The sequence below is a fragment of the Streptomyces sp. NPDC028305 genome, assembly GCF_055569495.1.
The window spans coordinates 35,640-61,043 of sequence record NZ_JBVHTN010000012.1; the positions used below are offsets into that span (position 1 = coordinate 35,640).

A 25,404-nucleotide genomic window follows, 5' to 3' on the forward strand; every position below is an offset into this window, starting at 1 on the left:
TTCATCGGGGCCTCCGGTCGTCCGGACACGGCATCGAACTCCTGCACACACATCAGGCCGAAACTTCCTTCAGCAGACGGTTGATCACGGCGGCGAGCCATGCCTGCGGGGCCGGGTGCATGAGGTACTCGTGCCCGACGTCCACGGCGTGCCTGGTGACGTGTCCGACGTACGGCCGCCAGCGGTCGACCAGCTCCGCCGCCTCCGCGTCGTCGCGGTCGGCGGTGGCGGCCACCAGGTGCATCTCGCCGTCGTAGTGCTGCGGCACGAACTCCCGTATCAGCGCCCCGTGCCGGTGGGACAGTGCCATGATCCGGCGCACCCGGTCCTCGCCGAGCGCGAGCAGCGGATGCTCGCCGTGACGCAGCACGTCCAGCACGTCGTCCGGGGTGAGTTCGCGCCCATCGAACTGAGCTCGATCGTGCCCGATCACCTCCATGACGTTCACCAGCATCTCGGACTCGGACCGCTGCTCCGCCGGTTGGTCGTGCTCCGGGTAGCCGTCCAGATTCACCACGAGGGCGACCTGCGCTCCCGCCTTCCGTAGCCGGGCCGCGAGCTCCTGCACCACCAGGCCGCCGAACGACCAGCCGAACAGGTGGTACGGACCCTCGGGCTGGATCTCCCGGATGCGGGCGAGGTACTCGTCGGCCAGTTCGCCCACGCTCTCCGGCAGCTCCGCCGCACCGGACAGCGCCGGCGACTGGAGCCCGTAGACCGGGTGGCCCGGCTCCAGGCGCAGGGCCAGGCCGATGTACGGCAGCGCGAAACCGACGCCGCTGTGCACGAAGAACAGCGGGGCGCGGTCGCCCTCCGGCCGGATCGGAAGCACCGGGGCCACCGGGTCGAGTTCCTCGACACCCTCGGCGTCGTCGAACACGCGGCCCATCGCCTCGCCGCGCCAGGCCGCCACCCGCTCGGGCGGCTGCCGCTCGCTCGCGACCGCGGCCAGTCGGGCGGCCGTGCGATGGGTGAACAGGTCCGAGATATCCAGCCGGAGCCCGGCCCGCACGGCGCGGTTGATCAGCCCGGGGGCGAGCAGCGAGTGCCCGCCGAGCTCGAAGAAGTCGTCCAGCACGCCCACTTCGGGCAGGCCGAGCACATCCGCGAACACGCCGCAGAGCAGCTCCTCCAGCACCGTCTCCGGTGCGCGCTGGTCGGTGACCGCCGCCTCCGGTGCCGGCAGCGCCGACCGGTCCACCTTGCCGTTGGGAGTCAGCGGCCAGGCGTCCAGTACGGCCAGGGCGGACGGCCGCAGATACTCCGGCAGCCACGCGGCGAGCTGCGCGCGCAGCTGCGCCGCCTCCGGCTCGGCGCCCGGCTCGGACACCACATAGCCGAACAGCCGTGACCGTTCGCCGTCGACGGTCACCAGGGCGTCCCGGACGCCGGGAAGCGCGCGCAGCGCGGCCTCGACCTCGCCGAGCTCGATCCGGAAGCCGCGGATCTTGACCTGGTGGTCGCTGCGGCCGACGTACTCGAGCCGACCGTCGTGGCCCCAGCGGACCAGGTCGCCGGTGCGGTACATCCGGGAGCCGGGCGAGCCGAACGGGTCGGCGACGAACCGGTCCGCGGTCAGACCGGGGCGGCCGTGGTAGCCACGGGCGAGGCCGTCGCCGGCGATGTACAGCTCGCCCAGCACGCGGTCCGGCACCGGTCGCAGCGCGGAATCCAGCAGGTAGACCCGGGTGTTCGCGATCGGCAGGCCGATCGCGGGCGCCCCGGCCCGCTCGGGGTCCAGCTCGGAGGACGTGGACCAGATCGTGGTCTCGGTCGGGCCGTAGACGTTGAGCACCGAGCGGGCCGCCGCGGCCAGGCCGGCCGCCAGCGGCTCGCTGATCGCCTCCCCGCCGGTGATCACCCGCAGTCCGTGCAGCGCCTCGGCGTCCGCGTCCAACAGCGCCTGCCACAGGCTCGGGGTCGCCTGCATGACATCGATCCGCTCGGCCGTGATCAATGCCGCCAGCGCCTGCGCGTCGCGTACCGCCGCCCGGTCCGCGAGGACGACCTCGCTGCCCGTCAGCAGGGGGACGAACAGCTCCAGGTTGGCCATGTCGAAGCCGAACGTGGTGGTCGCGAGGAAGCGCTCCCCCGCCGCGACCGCCAGTCTGCCGCGCATGTCGGCCAGCAGATTGCGCAGCGCACCGTGCGGCACGGCGACGCCCTTCGGGCGGCCGGTCGAGCCGGATGTGTAGATCAGGTACGCCGCGTGGTCCGGCAGCAGCCCGACGGGCTCCGCGAGGGCCGTCCCGACCGCCTCAGCCGGCCTGTCCAGCCCGCCCGTTTCATCCAGTTCGTCCATTTCATCGACCAGTAGCCGCGGCACATCCGTGTCCGGCAGCTCGGCCGAGGTCGCCGCGTCGGTGATCACCAGCAGCGGCCGTGCGTCCTCCAGCATGTAGCGGATGCGGTCGACCGGGTGGTCCGGGTCCAGGGGCAGATACGCCGCCCCGGCGCGAACCACCGCGAGCGCGGCGACCACCAGGTCCGTCACGCGTGGCAGCGCGATGCCGACCACCGTCTCGAGACCGGCGCCCCGCGCGAGGAGCGCGGCGGCCAACCGGCCGACCCGCCCGTCCAGTTCCCGGTAGGTGAGCGCGTGTGCGCCGCAGCGCAGTGCGACCCGGTCCGGGTTGCGGAGCACCGACTCGGCGAACAGGCCGGGCAGCAGCGCGGTGGGCACGGCGGCCGCGGTGTCGTTGCGCCGCACCAGGATGCGCTCCCGCTCACCCGGCTCCAGCACCGTCAGCGCGCCCAGCCGCTCGTCCGGCCGTTCGGCGACGGCGCGCAGCAGCCTGGTCAGCCGCTCACCCAACCGCTGCGCCGAGGTCCTGGTGAAAAGGTCCGAGCTGTACACCAGGACGCCGGAGACGCCGTCCGGCGCGCCGTCCGACCGTCGTTCGAACAGGTCGAAGGCCAGGTCCACCTTGGGCCGCGTGGTGTGGAGCGGCTCCTCGCGGCAGTCGAAGCCCGGCAGCCCCAGCGCCGACGCGCCGTCGTCCGGGGTGAACTGCACCAGCACCTGGAACAGCGGGTGCCTGGCCATCGACCGGGCCGGGTTGAGCGCCTCCACGAGGTACTCGAACGGCACGTCCTGCCGGGCGTACGCGGCCAGGTCGGTCTCCCGGACCCGATCCAGCAGATCCACGAAGCTCGGGTCGCCGCTGGTGTCGGTGCGCAGCACGAGCGTGTTCACAAAGAACCCGATCATGTCGTGCAGGCCCTCGTCGTCGCGGCCGGCGACCGTACTGCCCAGCGGGATGTCCGTGCCGGCACCCAGCTTGGTGAGCAGGGCCGCGACGGCGGCCTGCATGACCATGAACAGCGTGCTGTTGTGCTCCTGGGCCAGCTTGGCCAGCGCGTGATGCAGGTCGGCGTCGAGATCGAAGCGGACCATGTCGCCCGTGTGGCCGCTGACCGCGGGCCGCGCGAAGTCGCGTGGCAGCTCCAGTTCGTCCGGCAGATCGGCGAGCACCTCGCGCCATTCGTCCAGTTGCGAGGACAGCGGGCCGTCCGGATCCCGCTCGGAGCCGAGCAGATCTCGCTGCCACACCGCGAAATCCGTGTACTGCAGGGCCTCCGGCGCCCAGTCCGGCGCCCGGCCCGCCAGCCGCGCGGTGTACGCCTCGGCGAACTGCCGCAGCAGCGGTCCGGTCGACACACCGTCCACCGCGATGTGGTGGAACACGATGAGCGACACCGACTCGCCGTCGTCCAGCCGGTACAGGTGGGCCCGCAGCGGGCACTCGGTCTCCAGCTCGAAGCCGCGGTCCACCTCATGTGCCAGCTCGGCCGCGAGGTCCGCTGCCGCCATGTCCACGACCCGCAGCCGCGGCCGGAACTCCGGCCTCGGCACCTGGTGCGGCACTCCGTCGGCGTCCTGGGGGAAGACCGTGTGCAGGACCTGGTGGCGTGCCACGACGTCGCCGAGCGCCGCCTCGAACGCCCCCGGGTCGGGCACGCCCGAATAGCGCACCGCGATGGGCACGTTGTAGGTGCCGGTTCCGCCTTCGGCCATGTGGTTGAGGAACCACAACCTGCGCTGTGCGAACGACAGCGGCCACAGCTCGCCGTCGGCGAGCGGGGCGGCGGGCCGCAACGGCGGCCGGCTCGCCTGTTCGGCCTCGGGCAGCAGCGCTGCCAGCGCGGCCGGGGTGGGCGCCTCGAACAGCGCGCGAACCGGCAGGTCGACGCCTGTCGCGGCGCGCACCCGGCCCAGCGCGAAGATCGCCAGCAGCGAATGCCCGCCCAGCTCGAAGAAGTCCTCGTCGAGGCCGACACCGGTCCTGCCGAGTACCTCCGCGAACACGGTGCACACCAACTGCTCCGCCGGGGTCCGCGGCTCGCGGCTCTCCTCGGACACGCTCGGCTCGATCGCCGTCAGCGCGGGGCGGTCCACCTTGCCGTTGGGCGTCAGCGGCAGCTCGTCGAGCAGCAGCACCGCCGACGGCACCATGTAGTCGGGCAGGGCCGCCGCGAGATCGGCCTTGATGACGGCGGTGGCCGGCACCTGCGCGCCCGGGGCGGGCACGACGTAGCCGGACAGCCACGTGTTTCCGTCCTTCCCGTCCACGCGCGCCGCGGCCTCCCTGACGTAGGGCAGCGCGCGCAGCGCGGTCTCGACCTCGCTCAGCTCGATCCGGAACCCCCGGACCTTGACCTGGTCGTCGAGCCTGCCCAGGTATTCCAGGTCGCCGTCCGCGCCCCAGCGGACCAGGTCGCCGGTGCGGTACATCCGGCTGCCGTCCGCCGCGGCCGGATCGGCCACGAACGCGGTCGCGGTGCGCGTGGCCAGGCCCAGGTAGCCGACGCCGACACCGGCGCCGCTCACGAACAGCTCGCCGGGCACGCCGCTGGGTACCGGGCGCAGGTCGGGGCCGAGCACATGCAACGTCGTGTTGCGCAGCGGTCTGCCGATCGGCACCCGCCGGGCCGCCGCCAGCGGTGTGCGGATCTCGGCGTGGGTGACGTCGTCGGAGCACTCGGTCGGGCCGTAGCAGTTCATCATCGGCACCCGTGGGAACCTGGCCAGCCAGCGGTTGCACAGGTCCGGCGGCACCGCCTCGCCGGTGATCGCCAGCCAGCGCAGAGTGCCGAGGTCCACCTCGGCGCCGTCGGTCTCCCACCCGTCGAGCGCGGCCGACAGCAGGGACGGGACCACCTCGAGCACGGTGACGTCGTCGGTCCGCACGGTCTCGAACAGCACGCGCGGCTCGCGGGCCACGTCGTGGTCCACCACCCGCACCACGCCGCCGACCAGCAGCGGCGTCAGCATCTGCCACACCGAGATGTCGACGGTGACCGGCGCGTTGTGGATGAGCCGGTCCTCCGGGGTCAGCCGCAGTGCCTCGACCTTGGCGAGCAGGTGGTTGACCATGCCCGCGCGGTGGACCGCGACCGCCTTCGGCCGGCCGGTCGACCCGGACGTGAAGATCACGTAGGCGAGCGCCTCCGGGGCGTCCACGTCCGGCGCGAGATCGGCGGCCTCGTCCACCTGGTCCCCCAGCGGCACCAGCTCGGCCCGCACCTCGTGCTGCTCCGCCAGCACGGCGAGCAGTTCGGTGCCGAGGGCGCTGTGGGACTCATCGACCACCAGCCGGGTCGCCCCGCTGTCCAGCAGGGTGTCGACGAGCCGGCTCGGGCTCGCCGTGACATCCAGCGGCACATACGCCCGACCCGCGCCCAGCACGCCCAGCACGGCGGCGATGTGGCCGGCACCGCGGTCGGACAGCACGGCCACCCGCTCGCTGCCGGTCAGCCGCCGGGACAGCGCGCTGGCCCGGCCGACCAGGCCGGCGTACGTGGTGGCACCGTCCGGGTCGACCACCGCGATGTCGTCGGGCCGGGCCGCGGCGTGCGCCCGTACGCGGGCCACCAGGCCCTCGTAGCGCTCCGTGGTGACCGGGCCGGTGCCCAGCGTGTGCAGGTGCGCCTGCTCCGCCGCCGGCAGCGCGCCCAGTTCGCTCAGCCGGGCGTGCGGGTCCGTGACCACCGCGGTCAGCAGCGCCAGGAACCGGTCGATGGTGCGCTGCGCGGTGGATCGGGCGTAAAGCTCGGTGCGATACTCCAGGACGCCGACCATCGAGCTCGGCTCGCCGTCGCGGAAGCACTCGTCGAGCAGCAGCGACAGGTCGAACTTGGCACGGCGCAACGGAACCGGCTCGACCGATCCGAACAACGCGGCCGCCTCAGCGGTCGTGTCGACCCGGCTGGTCATCGTCAGCATGTACTGGAACAGCGGCTGCCGGGTCAGTGACCGGTTCGGGTTGAGCGCCTCGACCAGGTGCTCGAACGGCAGATCCTGGTGGGCGTACGCAGCCAGGTCCGACTCCCGCACCCGGTCGATCAGCTCGGCGAACGTCGGGTCGCCGCTGGTGTCGGTCCGCAGCACCAGGGTGTTGACGAAGAACCCGATCAGGTCCTCCAGCGCCTCGTCGTCGCGGCCGGCGACCGGGGTGCCGACCGGGATGTCGGTGCCCGCGCCGAGCCGGGCGAGCAGCGTCGCGAACGCCGCCTGGACCACCATGAACAGGCTGGCGTCCAGATCGGCCGCGAGGCGCGTCAGGTCGCGGTGCAGCCGCTCCGGGACCTCGAACGGCAGTTCCTCGCCCTCGTACCCGGACACCGCGGGGCGCAGATAGTCGGTCGCGACGTCCAGCGCCTCCGGGACGCCCTCCAGCGCCTTGCGCCAGTAGTCGAGCTGGCGCGCGGACACGCTCTCCGGATCGTCGGTGTCTCCGAGGAAGTCGCTCTGCCATACGCCGTAGTCCCGGTACTGCACGGAGAGCGGCGCCCAGTCGGGGGCGTGCCCGGCGATCCGCGCCGAGTACGCGGCGCACAGATCGCGCACCAGCGGGGTGATCGACCCGCCGTCGAAGGCGATGTGATGGATCACCAGGAGCAGCACGTGCTCGCCGTTGTCCACTTCGTACAGCACGCAGCGCAGCGGTGTCCGGGTCAGGTCGATCCTCAAGTCCGCCTGGGTCGCGAGCGCGTCGTCCAGGTGTTCGGCCCCGATGCGCACGACGGTGACCGGCACCTCCGGCCGCGGATCGAGGACCCGCTGCACGGGGGCACCGCCCTCGTCGGAGTACACGGTGCGCAGCACCTCGTGGCGCGTGGTCACATCGGCGAGCGCGGCGCGCAGCGCGGGCTCGTCCGCGGCCGCGGACAGCCGCACCGCGATCGGCACGTTGTACATGCCGGCGCCCTCGTCCTCCTGGAGCCGGTCCAGGAACCACAGGCGCTGCTGCGCGAAGGACAGCCCGGTCCGCCCGCCTTCGCGGGGCGCCGGCCGCAGCGGCGGGCGCGCTGCCGCCGCGCCGCCGATCGCCAGCGCGAGGCCCGCGACCGTCGGGGCCTCAAACAGCGCCCGGATCGGCACCTCCAGGTTCAGCATCGCCCGCAGCCGGGCGATCACCTTCGTGGCCAGCAGCGAGTGCCCGCCCAGGGCGAAGAAGTCGTCGTCGATGCCGATCGAGTCCAGGCCCAGCACCTGGGCGAAGACAAACGCGAGGCTCTCCTCCAGCGGGGTCCTCGGAGCGCGGCCGGCGGGCCGTGCCACGGCGCCCGGCTCGGGCAGCGCCGCGCGGTCCACCTTGCCGTTCGGGGTCAGCGGCAGGGTCTCCAGCGCGACCAGCGCGGCGGGCACCATGTAGTCGGGAAGCGACCCGGACACGTGCTCGCGCACCAGGTCCACATCCGGCAGCTCGCCGCCGGGCACCGGCACGACATAGCCGACCAGCCGTTTGCCGCCGCCGTCCTCGCCGAGCACCACGGACGCGTCGCCGACCGCGGGCGCGCCGCGCAACGCGGCCTCGACCTCGCCGAGTTCGATCCGGTAGCCGCGCAGCTTCACCTGGTCGTCCACGCGGCCCACGTAGTGCAGCACACCGCGGTCGTCCCAGCGGGCCAGGTCGCCGGTGCGGTACATCCGCTCGCCACCGGGATCGAACGGGGAGGCCACGAACCGGGTCGCGGTGAAGCCCTGCCGGTTCAGATAGCCGCGGGCCAGGCCGCCGCTGACGTAGATCTCCCCGGTCACCCCGGCCGGTACCGGGCGCAGCGCGGAGTCCAGGAGGTACACCCGGTGCGCCGCCAGCGGCCGGCCGATCGCCGGGCGCTCGGGCCCGTGCAGCGGGCCCGCGGCGGTGGAGGCGAGCACGGTCTCGGTCGGGCCGTAGCCGTTGAACATCCGGACGCTGTCCGACCAGCGGGTCACGACCTCCTTCTGGCACGCCTCGCCGGCGACCACCATGGTCAGGTCGGAGGGCAGGGTGCTGCCGTCGGGCAGCGCCGCGGCGACGGCGGGAGGGAACGCCAGCAGGTTGACCCGCTGCTCGGCGATCAGGTCGACCAGGGCCGGACCGGGCAGCCTGCTCAGCTCGTCGGTCAGCACCAGCGTGCCGCCGCCGAGCAGCGCCATCGACCACTCCCAGATCGACGCGTCGAAACTGGACGGCGCGAACTGGAGCATCCGGGTGTCCGGCACGACGTCGAACTTCGCGATCAGGTCGAAGACCATCTTGGTGAACCCGAGGTGGTCCACCACGACGCCCTTGGGCTGCCCGGTCGAGCCGGACGTGTAGATCACATACGCGGCATCGGTGGGCAGAAGCGGCCGGGTGCGCTCGGCGTCGGTCAGGTCGCCCGCGGGACGGGCGGCCACCCGCGCCGCGCAGTCCGCGTCGTCGACCAGGATCATCTCGGCCTCGGACGCCGGCAGCGCCTGGCTGATGTCCACCGTGGACACGATCACGGCGGGCCGGGAGTCGCCGAGCATGAACGCGATCCGGTCGGCCGGATACTGCGGGTCGACCGGGACATAGGCGGCACCGGCCTTCTGCGTCGCCAGCACCGATACCAGCAGTTCGGGGGTGCGCGGCAGCACCAGCGCGACGAGCGTGTCCGGGCCCGCGCCGCACGCGACCAGCTCGCGCGCCATCCGGTTGGCCCGCGCGTCCAGTTCGGCGTAGCTCATCGTGGCGCCGGTCCAGCTCAGCGCCGGTGCGTCCGGCGCGGCGGCGACCCGCTCGGCGAACAGCGTCGGCACGTCGCACACACGGCGCTCGGCGATCGAACCCGCCCACGGGCCGATGATGTCGCCACGCTCACCGGCGGTGAGCGCGTCGAGCGCCCCCAGCGGGCGGTCCGCGCCCGCCACCACGGTGCCCAGCAGCCCGATCAGCCGCCGCGCGACCCGTTCGGCGTCGGCCGGTCCGAACAGGTCCGGACGGTACGCCAGCTGTAGCCTGATCTGTCTGCCCGGATGCACCAGCAGCGCCATCGAGTACTCGCCGGACAGCTCGGCGCGGATGTCGTCCACCGCGAGCCCCGGCACGATCGCGCTCAGCTCCGCGATGTCCATCGGGTAGTTCTGGATGGTCACCGACGTGTCCAGCAGCCGACGGATCCCGGTCAGCCGCTGGATGTCGCCGAGACCGAGGTGCTGGTGTTCGGTCAGACCCAGCTGCTGGTCCTGGAGGTCGGCCGCCACCTCGGCGAACGACCGGTACGGGTCGAGCCGCACCGGCACCGGCAGGGTGTTCACGAACATGCCGACCATGTCGTCCACTCCGGACAGGTCGGCCGGGCGGCCGGACTGCACGCTGCCGAACACCACGTCCCGGCTGCCGGTGAGCTGGCCGACCAGGATCGCCCAGCAGCTGTGCATCACGGTGCCGAGCGTGAGCTCACGGCGGCGGGCGAACTCGGTGACCGCCGAGGTCAGGTCAGCCGGCAGGTCGAAGAAGAGATGCTCGGGCCGCACCGGCGGGACCTCGTCGCCGTGCGGTGAGATCAGCGTCCCCTCGGAGACGTTCGCCATCGCGCCACGCCACGCCTGCTCGGCGGTCTCGTCGTCCCGGCTGTCCAGCCATCTCAGATAGTCCTGGTACGGCCTGGGTTCGGTGAACGACGCCGCGCCCCCTCGGTAGGCGGCCAGCAGCTCGCGCATCACGATCGGGGTGGACCAGCCGTCCGCCACGATGTGGTGGAACGTCCACAGCAGACGGTGTCTGTCCGGGCCGACGCGGATCAGCGTGAACCGCATGAGCGGCGGCGCCGCCAGGTCGACACCGCGATCCCGGTCGGCGGCCGCGAAATCGGCGAGCTCCGCCTCGGAGGCGCCGGTCATGTCCACTTCCGACCACGGCAGCTCGACCGACTCGGGGATGACCTGGAGCTGCTCGCCGGTCGCGCTGTAGCGGAAGCAGCAGCGCAGGTTGACGTGCCGGTCCAACAGGCTCGCCGCGGCGGCGCGCAGCCGATCGGGAGCCAGCGGGCCGGTCAGGTCCGCGAGCACCTGGACGTGGTAGACGTCCAGCTCGTTCTTGTGCAGGCCCGCGTGGAACAGCATGCCCTTCTGGAGCGGCGACAGGGACAGCACGTCCTCGAGCGGGCCGAGGTCGGCCTCGAGTCCGTCGATCTCGCGCTGCGTCAGCGTCGATACCGTCAGGTCGGAGGGCGTACGGCCGCCCGCGCCCGGCGTGGCGGTGTGCTCGGCCAGCAGGTCCAGCAGCCGCAGCCACTCCCCGGCCAGTTCCTCGCCGCCGGGGAGCAGATCGGGCAGATACGCCCAGTCGGCGACCAGCCTGCCGTCGCGAACCGCCACGGTCACGGTCACCACATGGCCGGCCGGGGTGGCCGGGTCCGCCTCGGCGGTCACCGGGCCCGGCAGCTCGCCGTCGAACCGCAGCCGCACCTGCGGGGTTCCGCGCCGGGCGAGCACGTCGCCGGTCTGCGGGTTGAGGTGGCGCAGCAGGCCATAGCCGGAGCCGCCGTCCGGCAGCGCCCGCAGCTGCTCCTTGACCCGCTTGACCGCGTCGTCGAGGTCCGCATCGCCCGGGGCGAGATCCTCCACATACGTGACGGCCGCGTCCGCCCGGACCGGGAACCCGCTGGTGCAGCGGCCGACCGTACGGCCGAGGTCCAGTCCCTCGACGAGCCGTTCCCTCGCGTATCCGTCCAGCTCGACCAGCAGGGCGGTGCGGCCCGTCTCGGCCTCTCCGCGGTGCGCGGAGCCGGCCAGCGCCAACGCGGCCAGCAGCGCGTCCTCGGTGGTGGCGTGGAACGCCGACGGCAGCGTGGACAGCAGCGCCGTGCTGGTCCCGGCGGACACCTCCTGCCGGAGGTGACGCACCGCGGCCACGGTGTGCGTGGCCGGGTCCAGCACGGCGTCCGGCACCAACTGGGCGTCGGAGTCGAGCTGTTCCGTCCACGACGGCAGTTCACGCACCCGGCGCGCGGCGCGCGCCTGCCCGGCCAGCTCGGTCGCCCACGCCCGGTAGGACACCGGCACGTCGCCCGCCACCGGCACGCGGCCGGCGACGGCGTCGCGGCACCCGGCGAGCAGGTCCTCGGCGAGCACCCGCCACGACGCGGCGTCCGCCACCAGCTCGTGCGCCAGCATCAGGATGCGCTGCCCGGTGAGCACCACCTGGAGCGCGACGCCTTCGCCCACCGCCAGCCGGGTCCGCGCGGCGGCGGCCAGCTCGGCCGGCTCTGCCGGGCCTGTGGCCGCGGCGGCCTCGGTCACGAGCCGCTCCGCGCGCACCGCGGCCGCCGGCCGTACGCCCAGCGTCAGGAGGCCCTCGAACGGCTCGTTCAAGCACAGCCGCAGCGCCTCGTGCCGGTCGAGCAGCGCCTGCACGGCCGCGGTCAGCGCGGCCAGGTCGGTGCCCTCCGGGGCGTCCAGGACCAGGTACTCGCCCAGCTGCGCGGCCGGACCCGGCAGCGCACCGGCCCGGTCCCGCAGCCGCTGCACCGAGGGGGTCAGCTCGACATCGTGCGCGTCGTGCTGTCCGCCCGCTGCGGCTGTCTCCGGCTGTGTCACGATCTCTCCCTACCGTTGAGTCCGCAGTGGACGACGAGGGCGCGCAACGCCCGGAACCAGGTGTGCGCGATGTCTCCGGCTTCCGCGTCGCCGAACAGCTCGCCCGCCCAGAGCCAGTCGGCCACCAGGTGCGGCCCGGTCGGCCGGTCCTCGGTGACGGGTGTGACGGCCAGGACGTGCCGCAGCGGCATGTCGGCGCTCGTGGCGGTGGCGATCACCGCGTCGCCGCCGTCCAGCCGCCAGGCGCCCGTTCCGGTACCCGCGGTGAACCGGCCCAGGTAGTTCAGGCCGAGCTCGGGCGGCGCGAACCGCCCCAGCGCGGACTCCGTCTGAGCATTGAGGTAGCGCAGCAGTCCGTAGCCCAGGCCGCGGTCGGGCGCGGAGTACGTGCGCGCCGCGAGCCGTCCCAGCGATTCACCGCCCGCCCAGAGGTCGTCCCAGTCCGGCACCGCACCGTCCGCCGACACATCCAGCCGCACCGGGAAGATGCTCGTGAACCAGCCCACCGTGCGGGCCAGGTCCTCGCCGTCGATCGGCTCGCGGCCGTGCCCTTCCAGCTCCACCAGGACCTGCCCGGCGGGCTCGCCCCTGCGGCGCCGCCAGTCGGCGACGGCGATGCCCAGCGCGGTCAGCAGCACGTCGTTGACCTCGACCCCCAGTGCGGCCGGGGTCACACTGAGCAGTGGCCTGGTCACCTCGGGCGGCAGGACCAGGCGCAGCGAGTGCCCGGTGGCGTAGGTGTCGCGCAGCGGGTCGAGCGGCCGGTCGGCCATCGGCGGCCCCGGGTCGCGCACCTGCTCGAGCCAGGCCGGGAACTCCGCGAGCCGGGCGCTGGACCGGGCGTTCCGGCCGAGCGCGCGGCACCACTGGCGGTACGAGGTGCCGACGGCGGTGAGCGCGATGTCCCGGTCCGCCACCGCGGACTCCCACGCCTCGCGCAGGTCCGGCACCAGCACCCGCCACGACACGCCGTCCACGCACAGGTGGTTCACCAGCCACAGCAGCCGGTCCGGGGCGCCGTCCGCGCCGCGGACCAGCACCACCTGGGTGACGATCCCGCGCTCCGGGTCCATGCGGGCCTGTGCGGCCGCCGCGAGCTCCGGTATCGGCGCGAGGGCGGCCTCGGTGAGCACGTCGCTCGCCTTCACCGCCCCCGGCGGCAGGGTCTCCATCACCCACTGCCCGGCGACCGGGACGCTCACCTGCATCCGGAGCGCGTCGTGGTGGTCGAGCACGGCCTGGAGCGCGAAGCCGAGCCGGTCGACGTCCACCTCGGACGGGACCTCGACCACCACGTACTGGCCGTAGCGGCGGACCGCCGTCGGCAGGCCGTCCGCGGCCAACAGGGCCAGGTCCGCGCGCAGTTGCGCGGTCACCGGCGGCGGCTCGACCTCGCCGACGCCGTCCTCCGCGCGCGGCACCGCCGACTGCCCCGCCGGCACGGCGGCGGCCGCGATCGCGGCCGGGGTCTTCAGCTGGAAGATCTGCTGCGGGGTGACCAGCAGGCCCTCCCTGCCGATCCGGCTGGACACCTGGATCGAGATGATGCTGTCCCCGCCCAGGGCGAAGAAGTTGTCGTCCGGGCCGATCGCGGGCAGCCCGAGCGCGTCGGCGAACAGCCGGCAGAGCAGCTGCTCCTCCGGTGTCTCCGGGTCACGGGCCACACCCGCCCGCGCCACCTCGTCCGCCTCCGGCTCGGGCAGCGCCCGGCGGTCCACCTTGCCGTGCCCGGTCAGCGGCAGCGCGTCCAGGGTCACCAGCACGGACGGCACCATGTACTCCGGCAGCACCTCGCCGAGCCGCTCGCGCAGCCGGGCCGGATCGGCCTCCGCTCCACCCGTGGGCACCACATAGCCGACCAGCCGCTGCCTGCCGAGCTCACCGAACACGGCCGCGGCGGCGTCCCGCACCTGCGGCAGCGCCTGCATCGCGGCCTCGACCTCGGCCAGTTCGATCCGGTTTCCGCGCAGCTTCACCTGGTGGTCGCGGCGCTCCACGAACTCCAGCTGCCCGTCCGACCGCCAGACCACCCGGTCGCCGGTGCGGTACATCCGCGAACCGGCGCCCGCGAACGGATCGGGCAGAAACGCCGTCGCGGTCTTCGCCGGATCACCGAGATAGCCGCGGCCGACGCCGGAACCGCCGACGTACAACTCGCCGATGGCGCCACGGGGCACCGCACGCAGATCGTCGCCCAGCACATACAGCGAGGTGTTGCGGACCGCGCGGCCGATCGGAACCCGGCGCCGCGCCATGCCGCTGGTGCCGTCCTCGGCGGTGAGCACCGCGTGCGTGACGTCGTCCGAGCACTCGGTGGGTCCGTAGGCGTTGAGCACGGGGATCTTCGATTCGCGGCGGAACCAGCGGCGGCACAGGTCGGCGGGCATCGCCTCGCCCGTCACCAGAAGCCGGCGCAGGGTGCTCAGCCGCGGGCCGCCGTCCAGGGCGTCCCACGAGTCCAGCGCGGCGCGCAGCAGCGACGGCACCACCTCGACCACGGTGACGCCCTCGTCCACGACCAGCGGGAACAACAGGTTCGGGTCGGCGGCGACGACGCGCGACACGATGCGCACCCGGCCGCCGACCAGCAGGCCCGCCAGCAGCTGCCAGACGGAGATGTCGAAGGTGAGCGGCGCGTTCTCGAGGACCGTGTCGGCCGGCGTCAGGCCCAAGTCCTCGATCTTGGCGCGCAGGTGGTTCACCATGCCGCCGTGGTGCACCATCGCGCCCTTCGGTGTGCCCGTGGAGCCGGAGGTGAAGATGACATACGCCAGCTCGTCCGGGTCGTCGGGCAGCTCGGCGAGGTCGGTGTCCTCAGCGTCGTCCAGCAGCACGATGTCGGCATGGGTCACGGCGGCGATCTCGGTGGCCAACTCGAGGTGTTCGGCGTCCACCAGCAGGCAGCCGATCGCGTTGTCGGCCACCAGGCCGGCGGTGCGCGCGACGGGGGCCCGCACGTCCAACGGCACGTATGCCGCGCCCGCGCCCCAGGTGCCGAGCACCCCGACGACGAACGCGGCGCCCGGCCCGGCGACCACGCCGACCAGCCCGGTGTCCGGCAGCCGCCGGGCCAACGCGTTCGCGCGCGCCACCAGTTGCCCGTAGGTCACCTCGCGTGGCGCGTCGCCCGGACCGTCGACCAGCGCCACCGCGTCGGGCTGCCGCGCGGCGACCGCACGGATCGTCGCGGGGACGCTCAGGTACGGCTCGTCGCGGACCGGCCCGGCGGACATCCGGTCGTAGTGGCCAACCTCGATGGCGTCGAGCAGCGGCACCTCGCCCACGAGGGCCTGCTCCGCGGAGCCGGCGAACCGGCCGAGGAACCCCGCGAACCGGTCCAGGTGATCGGCCACCTCGTCCGGGTGGTACAGGTCCGGGTTGCCGTTGATGCTCAGCCGCAGGGTCTCGCCGGGGTTGTCGACCGTGGTCACCATCAGGTCGCTGACCAGGCCGGTGGTGAGGTTCTCCACCGTCGCCGTGCACGGGCCCAGGTCCAGCCCGGTCAGCAGCGGCAGCATGTTCACGAACGGGCCGGTCGGCCAGGGGTCGTCGGCCTGGAGGCCGAGGTCGCGGCGGATCGCGCCGACCCGGTAGCGCTGGCGGCGCAGCAGCCCGCCGAGCTCCGCCGAGGTTCGGCGGAGCAGTTCCGGACGGCTCTCCGCGCGGTCGACGTGCACCTCCATCGGCAGGAAGTTCGCGGTCATCCCGGGGATCTTGAGGGCGGCCGCACTCGTCCGGGCGCTCGCCGCGACCGTCAGCGTCACGTCCTCGGCGCCCGTCATCCGGTTGGTGTAGAGGGCGGTCGCGGCCATCATCAGCGCGCCGGTGGTCACCCCGGCCCCGGTCGCGGCACCGCGTACGGCGCCGGACACCCGCTCGTCCAACACGCGGGTACGGCGCAGGAACGCGCGGGGCAGCGAGTGCACCGGCGACCGGGTGGACAGCGTGGTCGCCGCGGTGGGCCGCGGAAACCGGGCCCGCCAGAACGTGCGGTCCCGCTCCTCGAACCGTGATCCGAGGTAGGACTCCTCCTCCTCGATCAGCAGCCGCAACGGCGGCAGCGCACCCTGGCCCGGGTCGCCGCCGACGGCACGGGTCGCATAGATCTCCGCGAACCGGCGCCAGTACACGATATGGCTGTAGCCGTCGCTGATCGCATGGTGGATGCAGAGGTACAGCTGGGTCCGCTCGGGGCCCAGCCGCAGCGCGGCCAGCCGCATCAGCGGGAAGTCGGTGATCGCGAACGGGCGCACCAGGTCGGTGTCCATCCACCGCCGGGCGGCGGCTTCGGTGTCCGGCTCTCCGGACAGGTCGTGCCAGGTCATCGGCAGGGCGGGCAGTGGCCGTACGGTCTGCTGGGGCAGCCCGTCCCGCTCGACGAACTGAATCCGGGTGCACTCCGCCTCGTGCACCAGCTGCCGTACGGAGGCCTCCAGCACCGCAGGGTCCACCGGGCCGCGGATGTCCACGCACACGCCGGAGTTGTAGGCCGGCGTCCCGCCGGAGAACTGCTCGTCGTACCAGATCTCCGCCTGGCCCGCCATCAGCGGGAACACGGTCCGGGTATCCGCCGTCGGGTGCGGCTGCGCTGCGGTCACGACTGCCTCCTGGTGGTGGCGGACTCCGCCACGGTCGGGGCCGGCGCGCCGGCCCCGAAGTGCTCCGCCACCCACTCGTCGTCGTAGATGGTGTCCAGATAGCGCTCACCGAGGTCCGGTGCGATGGCCACGGCGGTGAGGTCGCCGGCCGGCGCGTGCTCGGCCAGCCAGCGAAGCGCGCCGGCGACCACGGTCCCGGTCGAGCCGCCGAACAGAAAACCGTTGCGCTGCATCGTCCGGCAGGTGCGCACGGTGTCCGGTTCGGCCACGAGGACCACTTCATCGACGTATGACCGGTCCAGCAGGGTGGGCCGCACCGCGGTGCCGAGGCCCGGGATGAACCGCGGCGCGGGCGGGAACCCGAAGGTGACCGACCCCTCAGCATCGATCGCCACGATCCGCACGGACGGCTTCTCCTCGCGCAGGTGGCGCGCGCAGCCCATCAGCGTTCCGGTGGTGCCCGCACCGACGAACAGCACGTCCAGTTCCGGGAACTGCTTGAGGATCTCCGGGCCGGTCGTGCGCGCGTGCGCGATCCAGTTCGCCGGGTTGCTGTACTGGTCGAGCCAGACGTATTGCTCGTTCTCCCGGCACAGTTGCTCGACGTACGCCAGCCGGGCACCGAGCAACCCGCGCTCCGCATGCGGCTCGGTCACCACGCGCACCTCCGCGCCGTGCGCCCGCATCAACCGCTGCGCGCTCAGCGTGCAGCGCGAATCGGTGACACACACGAAGCCGTAGCCGTAGCTCGCCGCGACGATGCTCAGCGCGACGCCCAGATTGCCCGACGAGCTCTCGACGATGGTCGTGCCGGGGCGCAGCACGCCGGCCCGCTCGGCGGCGCCGACCATCTCCAGGGCCGCCTTCAGCTTCACCGAGCCCGCGAAGTTGAAGCCCTCGCACTTGAGGTAGAGCGACTGCCCGAACATCGGCTCCATGGCCACATAGAGGTCCCCGACGTTGAACTCCTCGGGCCGGGTGATCACCGTCATCGCAACTCCCGGAGAACTCGTTGGATCCGATCCCCAGAAGTGATCGAGAAAGCCGACCGCGACTCCGTCATCGACATCTTCTCCGAACCCCTACTCCCTGACTCGCAATCCCCGACGATGGTCGCTTCCCCCGCTGACAGGGCGATGACGTAGCACTGACCTCTCCTGTCGGCGCCAGGAAAATCGCGCGGGCTGAAGAGGAAATATAGAAAGTTGCAAACTTCTCGCACGGGGTATCCCCCTCGATTCGTTGACACTCGAGGGACACGCGTGAGAAATTCTGCAAACGCCTCAGAAAAAGACGTTCTCGCAATTCTGGCGATCGAACGAACCGTAGCTGTTCAGCACGGGTGGACGCGCGAACACCATGCGCGAGCGGGCGGCCCCACGTCGGGATTGACCGGGACTGAACAGCCACAACGAACCGGTGCCGCATGACGGCGCGGAAAGGGTGAGCAGTGGTGGAGGATCATCGCATCAAGCGGGTCGTCATTCTCGGTGGCGGTACGGCCGGGTGGATGTCCGCCTCGTACCTCGGCAAGGCGCTCGGACCGGACGTATCCATCACCGTCATAGAGTCGCCGCAGGTGGGCCGCATCGGCGTCGGCGAGGCGACGGTGCCGAACCTGCACAAGACGTTCTTCGACTACCTCGGATTCACCGAGGAAGAGTGGATGCGCGAGTGCAACGCCAGCTTCAAGATGGGCATCAAGTTCACCAACTGGCGTACTCCGGGTGACGGTGAGGCCGATCCGCGCGCCATGGATGGCGGGAAGGACTACTTCTACCACCTGTTCGGCCTGCTCGCGAACTCGGACAACCTGCCGATCTCGCACCACTGGACGCACAAGAAGCTGGCCGGCCAGACCGACGAACCGTTCGACTACGCGTGCTACCGCGAACCTCCGGTCATGGACCAGAATCTGTCGCCGCGGTTCATGGACGGCACCAAGTGGACGAACTACGCGTGGCACTTCGACGCGAACCTGGTCGCCGACTTCCTCTGCCGGTTCGCGGTGCAGAAGCAGGGCGCGATCCACATCCAGGACAAGATGACCAGCGCCGAGGTGGACGAGCGGGGCTTCATCACCTGTGTGAAGACCGAGACCGGGCGGGTCATCGAAGGCGATCTGTTCATCGACTGCTCGGGCTTCCGCGCGCTGCTGATCAACGGCGTGATGCGCGAGCCGTTCCTGGACATGAGCGACCACCTCCTCAACGACAGCGCGGTGGCCACCGCGGTCCAGCACGACGACGAGGCAGAGGGCGTCGAGCCGTACACCGGCGCGATCGCCATGTCGTCGGGCTGGACGTGGAAGATCCCGATGCTGGGCCGGTTCGGCACCGGGTACGTGTTCTCCAGTCGCTTCCAGTCGCGCGACGACGCCACCCTCGAGTTCTGCAAGATGTGGGGCCTGGACCCGGAGACCCAGCCGCTGAACCAGATCAAGTTCCGGGTCGGCCGCAACCGCCGCGCCTGGGTGCGCAACTGCGTCAGCATCGGGCTGGCGTCGTGCTTCCTGGAGCCGCTCGAGTCCACCGGCATCTACTTCACCTACGCGGCGCTCTACCAGCTGGCGAAGCACTTCCCGGACAAGCGGTTCGACCCGATCCTCCAGCGCCGATTCAACGCCGAGATCGAGACGATGTTCGACGACACCCGGGACTTCCTCCAGGCCCACTTCAGCTTCGCGCCGCGCAACGACACGGCGTTCTGGCGGGCCTGCAAGGACCTCGAGCTGGCCGACGACATCAAGGAAAAGATGGAGATGTACCAGGCGGGGCTCCCGGTGAACATGCCGATCACCGACGAGGCCACGTACTACGGCAACTTCGACGCCGAGTTCCGCAACTTCTGGAACAACAGCAACTACTACTGCATCTTCGCCGGCCTGAACCACCTGCCGAAGCACACGCCGCCGATCCTCGCGGCCCGGCCGGACATGATGGACCGCGCCCAGCCGGTGTTCGAGGGGATCAAGGCCAAGCAGGAGGAGCTGGCCGCGAGCCTCCCGTCCACCTACGACTACCTGCGCAAGCTCCACGGCAGGACCAGCTAGCCGGGACGCTGACGGCGTCGGCCCACGTGTGTCGGTACGGACCTGGTGCCCCCCGCTCCTCGGCGAGGTGTTTTTCGACAGCTCGCACATTGCAGGTGGGGCACCTTCTCCGTGTCCGTCGCCAAGTATTCGAAGGGATGTCCCATGTCCGAGACTCGGCACTACGGCGTTGCACGCGTCGGCGGCGGTCCGCCGGGCTCGGCGACCGCCTCACTGCCGGCCCGAGAGCGTGCGGAGGACTGATGCAGAGCCCGGCTTCCCACGCGGAACTGACGTTGGCGACCGCGATGGCGGGCGTCGCGTTCATCCTCGTCCTCGGCACCGTGCTCGGTGCCGGGGCGCGACGGCTGCGGCAGCCCGCGGTGATCGGAGAGATCATCGCGGGCATCGCCCTGGGCCCGAGCCTGCTCGGGCAACTGCCCGGCAACCTCACCGACAAGGTGTTTCCGGCCGAGGCGCGGCCGATGCTCAACGCGATCGCGCAGGTCGGACTGCTGTTGTTCATGTTCATGATCGGCTGGGAGTTCGAGAAGGGCCTGCTGCGCAATCGGCGGACGGCCGCGGTGGCGGTCTCGCTCTCGTCCGTGGCGCTGTCTTTCGGGCTCGGCGTCTGCCTTGCCCTCGCGATCCACTCGCGCCATGCGCCGGGCGGCGGGTCGTCCAGCACCTCGCTCGCCCTGTTCATGGGTGCCGCGATGTCGATCACCGCCTTCCCCGTGCTCGCACGTATCCTGACGGACAGCAAGATGATGCGTACGCCGGTCGGGGCTCTGGCCCTCGCCGGCGCGGCGATCGATGACGTGCTCGCCTGGTGCATCCTGGCGGTCGTGTCGGCGACGGTGACCGCGAGCGGCGGTGGCGATCTGTTCCAGATCGCCGGGCTTTCCTTCGTGTATGTGGCGCTGATGTTCACCGTGGTCCGGCCCGTGCTGGCGATGCTGGTCCGCCGGCTCGCCAGGAGACGCGCTCTGCCGCACCTGCTGGTGTTGCTGGCCGGTGGCGCGCTGCTGTCCGCCTACGCCACGACGTGGATCGGCATCCATGCGATCTTCGGCGCGTTCCTCTTCGGACTCGTCACACCGCGGGAGCCGGCTGATCTGCTCCAGGTGCATGTGCGCAGGCCACTGGACATGGTCAGCGCGCTGCTGATGCCGGCGTTCTTCATCGTCACCGGGCTCGGTGTGGACATCGGCGGGCTCTCCGCCGCCAACTACCTGGAACTGGCCGCCATCATCGCGGTGGCCTGCGCGGGCAAGCTGCTCGGCGCCGGGCTCGCGGCCCGTGCGTGCGGCATGGGATGGGGACCGGCCAGGACCATCGCGCTGCTGATGAACACCCGGGGCCTCACCGAGTTGATCATTCTCAACGTCGGTGCCAGTCTCGGCATCCTGGACACATCGCTGTTCACCATGATGGTGATCATGGCACTGGTCACCACCGCCATGGCCGGACCGCTGCTGCCGCGGGATGAGGAGGCCTGGGGGACGAAGCCCACGCCCGCTCACGCCGAGCCGGTCAAGGCACGCGGCTGAGACTTCCGTCAGATCCGCCCTGGGCCAGGGCGTCGGGGCGCGGACTTCACGAACGCGGGACATCAGCGTTCGTAAAGTCCGCGCCCCCCGCTCTTCCGGCCCAGCTTCCCCTCCCGGACCAGCCGGGTGAGCAGCGCGCACGGCTCGAAGCGGTCGTCGCCCGTGAACTCGCGCAGCACATCGAGGGTGTCGACGATCGTGTCCAGGCCGATCAGATCCGCCGTCTGCAACGGGCCCATCGGGTGACCGAGGCAGTCCTGGAAGACGGCGTCGACGGTCGCGGCATCGGCCGTGCCCTGCTGGAGCACCGTGGCCGCCTCGTTGACGGTCAGCATCAGCACCCGGTTGGAGACAAAGCCCGGCCCGTCCGAGACCACCAGGCCCTTCTTGCCCATCGCGGAGAGGAGCCCGGTGGCCTCGTAGAGCGTCGCCTCGGAGGTCCGGTCCGTCACGATCACCTCCACCGCCTCCTTGAGCGGCGCGGGATTCATGAAGTGCATGCCCAGAACACGGTCCGGGCGTCGGGTGCGGGCCGCGAGATGGCCGATCGGAATCGCCGAGGTGCAGGACGCGAACACCGCGTCCGGCGCACAGTGCTCCTCCAGCAGCCGGAACGTCTCCTCCTTGACCGGCACCCGCTCCGGGCCCGCCTCGATCACGAACGAGGCGGTGCCGAGCTCCGCCCACCGGTCCGTCCAGCGGACATCCGCCACCATCTCGTCCGGCTTGCGGCGGGCCCGCCGCAGCAGTCCCGCGAGCCGCGCACCGTCGCGCAGCCGTCCGGGCCCCGACTCCCGCGCTCCCGCGTCCGGTTCGTACACCACGACCCGGCGGCCCGCGTCCGCGAGGCACTGTGCGATACCGCATCCCATGATGCCGCCGCCGACCACCCCGGCCGGTCTCTCCTGCTGCTCGTGCTGCATGGCTCCTCCTCCTCCGCTGAGGCTCAGAATCCGGGCGTGACGACCCGCACATGCCCCGTCTGCGCTGACGGCTCGTTCCGCAGCTCGAGCAGCAGCCGGTCGCCGGCCCGGTCCACCACGTCGAAACCGGCGAACCGCAGGGTGACCAGCATGATCCGGTTCACGCTTGTCGGTACGAACTCGGCCCTCGGGCGGCGGCCCGCCGCCAGCGCGCGCCGCACCAGGTGGTCGAGCAGCACCGCGCCGACGCCCCGCGAGGTCACCCGGCAGGACATCAGCAGCAGCTTCAGCACGCTCTCCGTCGCACCGATCTCGCTGATCGCCAGCCCGATGGTGCCGTACGGGCCGAACCGGTCCGTGAGGCTCGCGACCAGCACCTCGTGGTCGCCCGAGGCGCAGAGCCGGCGCAGCTCCGCCATATCGGCGGTCCAGCCGGTGGTGTTGAGCTGGTGCGTGCGTACCGTCAGTTCATGGGCCCTGGCCAGGTCGTCGGGGGTGGCCGGGCGGAGGGTCAGGACCAGGTCGAGGGAGGCGAGGAAGTCCGTCGCCGGCCCCGTGTGGTCCTCCTCCGCGGAGCGCCGCTCGGCCTCGACGCGGTACATCGTCCGACGCTGCCGGGACTCGGCGGTGACGAACTCCGGCTGGAACTCCCCCAGATCCGGAAGCCGCCCCGCCTGCTCGGCCGGGTAGCAGCGGACCATGGGCAGCGCCGCGGCGACCTCGGCACGCTCGACGGGGTCGTTGTCCACGAAGGCGAGGGTGTCCAGACCGATGCCCAGGGTCTCGGCGATCCGGCGGACGGCCGCGCTCTTGGCGCCCCAGCCCACCTCCACCACGGTGAACAGGTCGTCCAGGCCGTGCCGCCGGAGATGCGCGGCCGCGACCTCGTGCTCGCCCCGGCTGGCGACGGCGTGCAGGATGCCGCGCTTGTCGAGCGCGGTCAGGGTCTCGACGGCGGCGGATACGGGCACGGGGTCGTCGCCCTCCAGGACGACGCCGTCCCACAGGGTGTCGTCCAGGTCCCACACCAGACACTTGACGGTACTCACTCGCGAGGGCCCCCTTCTCCGGCCGCACGGCGCAGCAGATGGTCGGCGATATGCAGTTCGGACACCTCGTCGGAACCCTCGATGATCCGCATCACCTGTGCGTCCCGGAAGAACCGCCCGGCCCTGCTGTCCGGCGCGCACCCCGCCGAGCCCATCACCTGTACGGCGCGCCGGCTCACCGAGGCGGCGGCCCGGGCCGCCGCGTACTTGGCCATCACGGTCCGGGAGATCGCCTCGGGATCCCCCTCCCGCCGCAGCCGTGCGGCGACCCGGCACAGCTCGCGCGCCGCCTCGGTGTCCACGGCGGCGCGGGCCAGCGCCCCGCGGACCAGTTGGTGCTCGGCCAGGGCCACTTTGGCCTGGGTCCTGGCCGCGGCGTGCGCGGTGGCGTCGGCCAGGCACGCCTCGGCCATCCCGAGGCACCCCCAGCCGACGGTGAACCGTCCGTGGTCCAGCGCCGTCCCCGCCACATGCGAAAGGCCGAAGCCCGGGGGCGCCACCAGATGGTCTCTCTCCACCCGGACCGCGTCGAACCGTAGGTGCGCGATACGGGCCGCCCGCATACCCAGCTGGCCGCTCACCGGCTCACGTGTCACCCCGGGCCGGTCGGCCTCGACGAGGACCATGGCGGGACGGCCGTCCAGCCGGCCGAGGACCAGATAGACGGTGGCGAGCTCGCCGAAGGTGATCCACCGCTTGACTCCGGTGACCGTCAGCGCATCGCTCTCCGCGCCGATCCGCGTCTCGACGGCCGTCAGATCGCTGCCCGCCCCCTGCTCCGTGGCGGCGAATCCGGCGAGCTGGTCCCCGGTGGCAAGCCGCGGCAGCCACTCCGCTTGCTGCGCAGCGCTGCCCCAGCGGGCCAGCGCGGCCGCGACCATGCCCTGCACCGTCACCAGGCCGCGCAGCGCGCTGCATACGGAGCCGAGCCGCGCGCACAGTTCGCCGAGCTCCAGCGGGGTGGCTCCGCGGCCGCCGTAGCGCTCGGGCACATCGAGGCCGAGCAGCCCGGCGGCGGCCAGGTCCCGCACGGCCGACTCAGGCAGCGCACCGTGCAGGTCCCAGGCCGCGGCCTCGTCCCGCAGTGCCGCGAGGTCCGGCAGCGTGCGCATCAGGCCGCCGTCTTGCGGAGCACGAAGTCGGTGAGCCGGCTGACCGTACGGAAGTGGTCGAGGTCCAGGTCCTCGACGCCGACCTCCAGGCCGAACCGCCGCTCCACGAACGTGACCAGCTCCAGCGCGAAGAGCGAGTTGACCAGGCCCAGGGCGAAGTAGTCGTCGTCGGGTCCGATGGGCTGCCGGGCCCCGGCGGTGAGAAACGCCGTCAGCTCGCTGCTCACCTCGCCCGCCGCCGGCCGGCCAGTCTCCGTGCCCATCCGTTCTCCTCCCTACGGTTCCGTGTCCCTGCCGGTCCTACAGGTAGTGCGACGTGCCGCCGCCGTCTCCGTGCTCGACCAGCAGCAGGCTCCAGGCCGCCACCGGGCTGACGTTGATCAGCACCGCGCGCTCCCCCTCGGCCAGCGCGCCCGACTCGATGGCCGACATCAGGTTCAGCAGCACATCGCCCGGCCCGAGGTGTCCGTAGCGGCGCAGATTGCCCGCGCACACCCCGGCCAGCTCGACGCCGAGCGTCTCCTCGGTGAAGCGGAAGGAGCCGAGCGACAGGTTCTGGCTGAGGTGGCAGCCGACGTCGGCGGGGCGCATGCCGTTGCGGTCGAGCAGCGCGCGGTGCAGCTCGCGCAGGTGGTTGCGGGTCTCGATGGCGAGCTTGAAGGAATAACTGCGCACGTCCGCGCAGTCCTCGCGCCAGTCGGCGGAGGGGCGGTCGCGGTAGTCGACCGTGAAGAGGTTCCAGTAGTCGCCGTTGGTGCGCTGGGCCACGTCGAGCAGCCGGAGCGGTCCGCGCCGGGACACCAGTACGGCCTGGCCGCCGTCGCCGCTCACGGTGACCGGGTGGCGGTAGCGGCGCGGCGTGGCGGGCTTGCTGCCGTGGGCGATGAGCACGTTGTCGAGCGTGTCGTCGGCGGCCAGCAGCCCGCGTGCGGCCAACAGCGCCGGACCGATCGAGGCGCAGCCCAGGCCGCCCACGGAGAAGGTCAGGGCGCGGCGGGCGCCGAGAAGAGCCTGGAGCCGGGTGGCCTCCGAGCTCATCAGGGTCTCGGGCGAGCGCGCGTCGATGACGATCAGCGCGTCGAGCTCGTGCGGGCTGAGACCCGCGTCGGCCAGGGCACGCGAGGCGGCACCGGCCGCGAGCTCGGTGGCCGACAGGTCGTCGGCGCGGATCTCGTCGATGCCGAGCTGGAGACAGGTCTCCGCCTCGGCGGCGGGCAGCTCGTCGAGCTCCGGCAGGTCCGGGACCTTCAGCGTCCGTTCCGGCAGATAGTGGGCGACGGCCCGCAGGGCCACGGTCGCGGCCAT

At 72.1% G+C, this 25,404-nt stretch carries 10 protein-coding genes; 2 read left to right on the forward strand and 8 right to left on the reverse strand.

From position 1 onward, the window contains the following. Positions 1-52: 52 nt before the first annotated feature. The 3 genes from ACZ4WQ_RS42200 to sbnA are packed head-to-tail and all read right to left on the reverse strand — an operon-like array spanning position 53 to position 17,423. Positions 53-11,833 carry a non-ribosomal peptide synthetase gene (locus tag ACZ4WQ_RS42200; RefSeq protein WP_468022818.1) on the reverse strand — a complete coding sequence of 3,927 codons (11,781 nt, stop codon included), beginning with the start codon at positions 11,831-11,833 and terminating at the stop codon, positions 53-55. Then, positions 11,830-16,431 (reverse strand): amino acid adenylation domain-containing protein, encoded by a 4,602-nt coding sequence (locus ACZ4WQ_RS42205; protein WP_398372944.1) that lies wholly within the window; start codon positions 16,429-16,431, stop codon positions 11,830-11,832. The genes ACZ4WQ_RS42200 and ACZ4WQ_RS42205 overlap by 4 nt, the downstream gene beginning before the upstream one ends. Further along, positions 16,428-17,423 (reverse strand): 2,3-diaminopropionate biosynthesis protein SbnA, encoded by a 996-nt coding sequence (gene sbnA, locus ACZ4WQ_RS42210; RefSeq protein WP_311721783.1) that lies wholly within the window; start codon positions 17,421-17,423, stop codon positions 16,428-16,430. The genes ACZ4WQ_RS42205 and sbnA overlap by 4 nt, the downstream gene beginning before the upstream one ends. 518 nt (positions 17,424-17,941) lie before the next feature. On the opposite strand from sbnA, the gene ACZ4WQ_RS42215 reads away from it, so the two are divergent. After that, positions 17,942-19,483 carry a tryptophan halogenase family protein gene (locus ACZ4WQ_RS42215; protein WP_385338841.1) on the forward strand — a complete coding sequence of 514 codons (1,542 nt, stop codon included), beginning with the start codon at positions 17,942-17,944 and terminating at the stop codon, positions 19,481-19,483. A 242-nt stretch (positions 19,484-19,725) separates the two neighbouring features. Continuing rightward, a complete protein-coding gene (locus tag ACZ4WQ_RS42220) occupies positions 19,726-21,015 on the forward strand; it encodes a cation:proton antiporter (RefSeq protein WP_311721780.1) in 1,290 nt (429 codons plus the stop codon). Between the two features lie 62 nt (positions 21,016-21,077). On the opposite strand, the gene ACZ4WQ_RS42225 is transcribed toward ACZ4WQ_RS42220, so the two are convergent. Genes ACZ4WQ_RS42225 through ACZ4WQ_RS42245 form a run of 5 tightly spaced genes read right to left on the reverse strand, consistent with a single transcriptional unit; the run spans position 21,078 to position 25,404 of the window. Beyond that, complete coding sequence (locus ACZ4WQ_RS42225) at positions 21,078-21,938, reverse strand: 3-hydroxyacyl-CoA dehydrogenase family protein (protein WP_311721779.1); 861 nt, start codon at positions 21,936-21,938, stop codon at positions 21,078-21,080. 23 nt (positions 21,939-21,961) lie between these two features. Beyond that, the gene (locus tag ACZ4WQ_RS42230; protein ID WP_311721778.1) at positions 21,962-22,987 is read right to left on the reverse strand and encodes an HAD-IIIC family phosphatase; all 1,026 of its coding nucleotides are present in this window, start codon (positions 22,985-22,987) and stop codon (positions 21,962-21,964) included. Then, positions 22,984-24,099 (reverse strand): acyl-CoA dehydrogenase family protein, encoded by a 1,116-nt coding sequence (locus ACZ4WQ_RS42235; protein WP_398372940.1) that lies wholly within the window; start codon positions 24,097-24,099, stop codon positions 22,984-22,986. Before ACZ4WQ_RS42235 ends, ACZ4WQ_RS42230 begins: the two co-directional genes overlap by 4 nt. Continuing rightward, positions 24,099-24,362 (reverse strand): acyl carrier protein, encoded by a 264-nt coding sequence (locus tag ACZ4WQ_RS42240; RefSeq protein WP_358843065.1) that lies wholly within the window; start codon positions 24,360-24,362, stop codon positions 24,099-24,101. Before ACZ4WQ_RS42240 ends, ACZ4WQ_RS42235 begins: the two co-directional genes overlap by 1 nt. A gap of 37 nt (positions 24,363-24,399) precedes the next feature. Then, positions 24,400-25,404: a 3-oxoacyl-ACP synthase gene (locus tag ACZ4WQ_RS42245; protein WP_398372938.1), complete on the reverse strand. Its 1,005-nt coding sequence runs from the start codon at positions 25,402-25,404 to the stop codon at positions 24,400-24,402.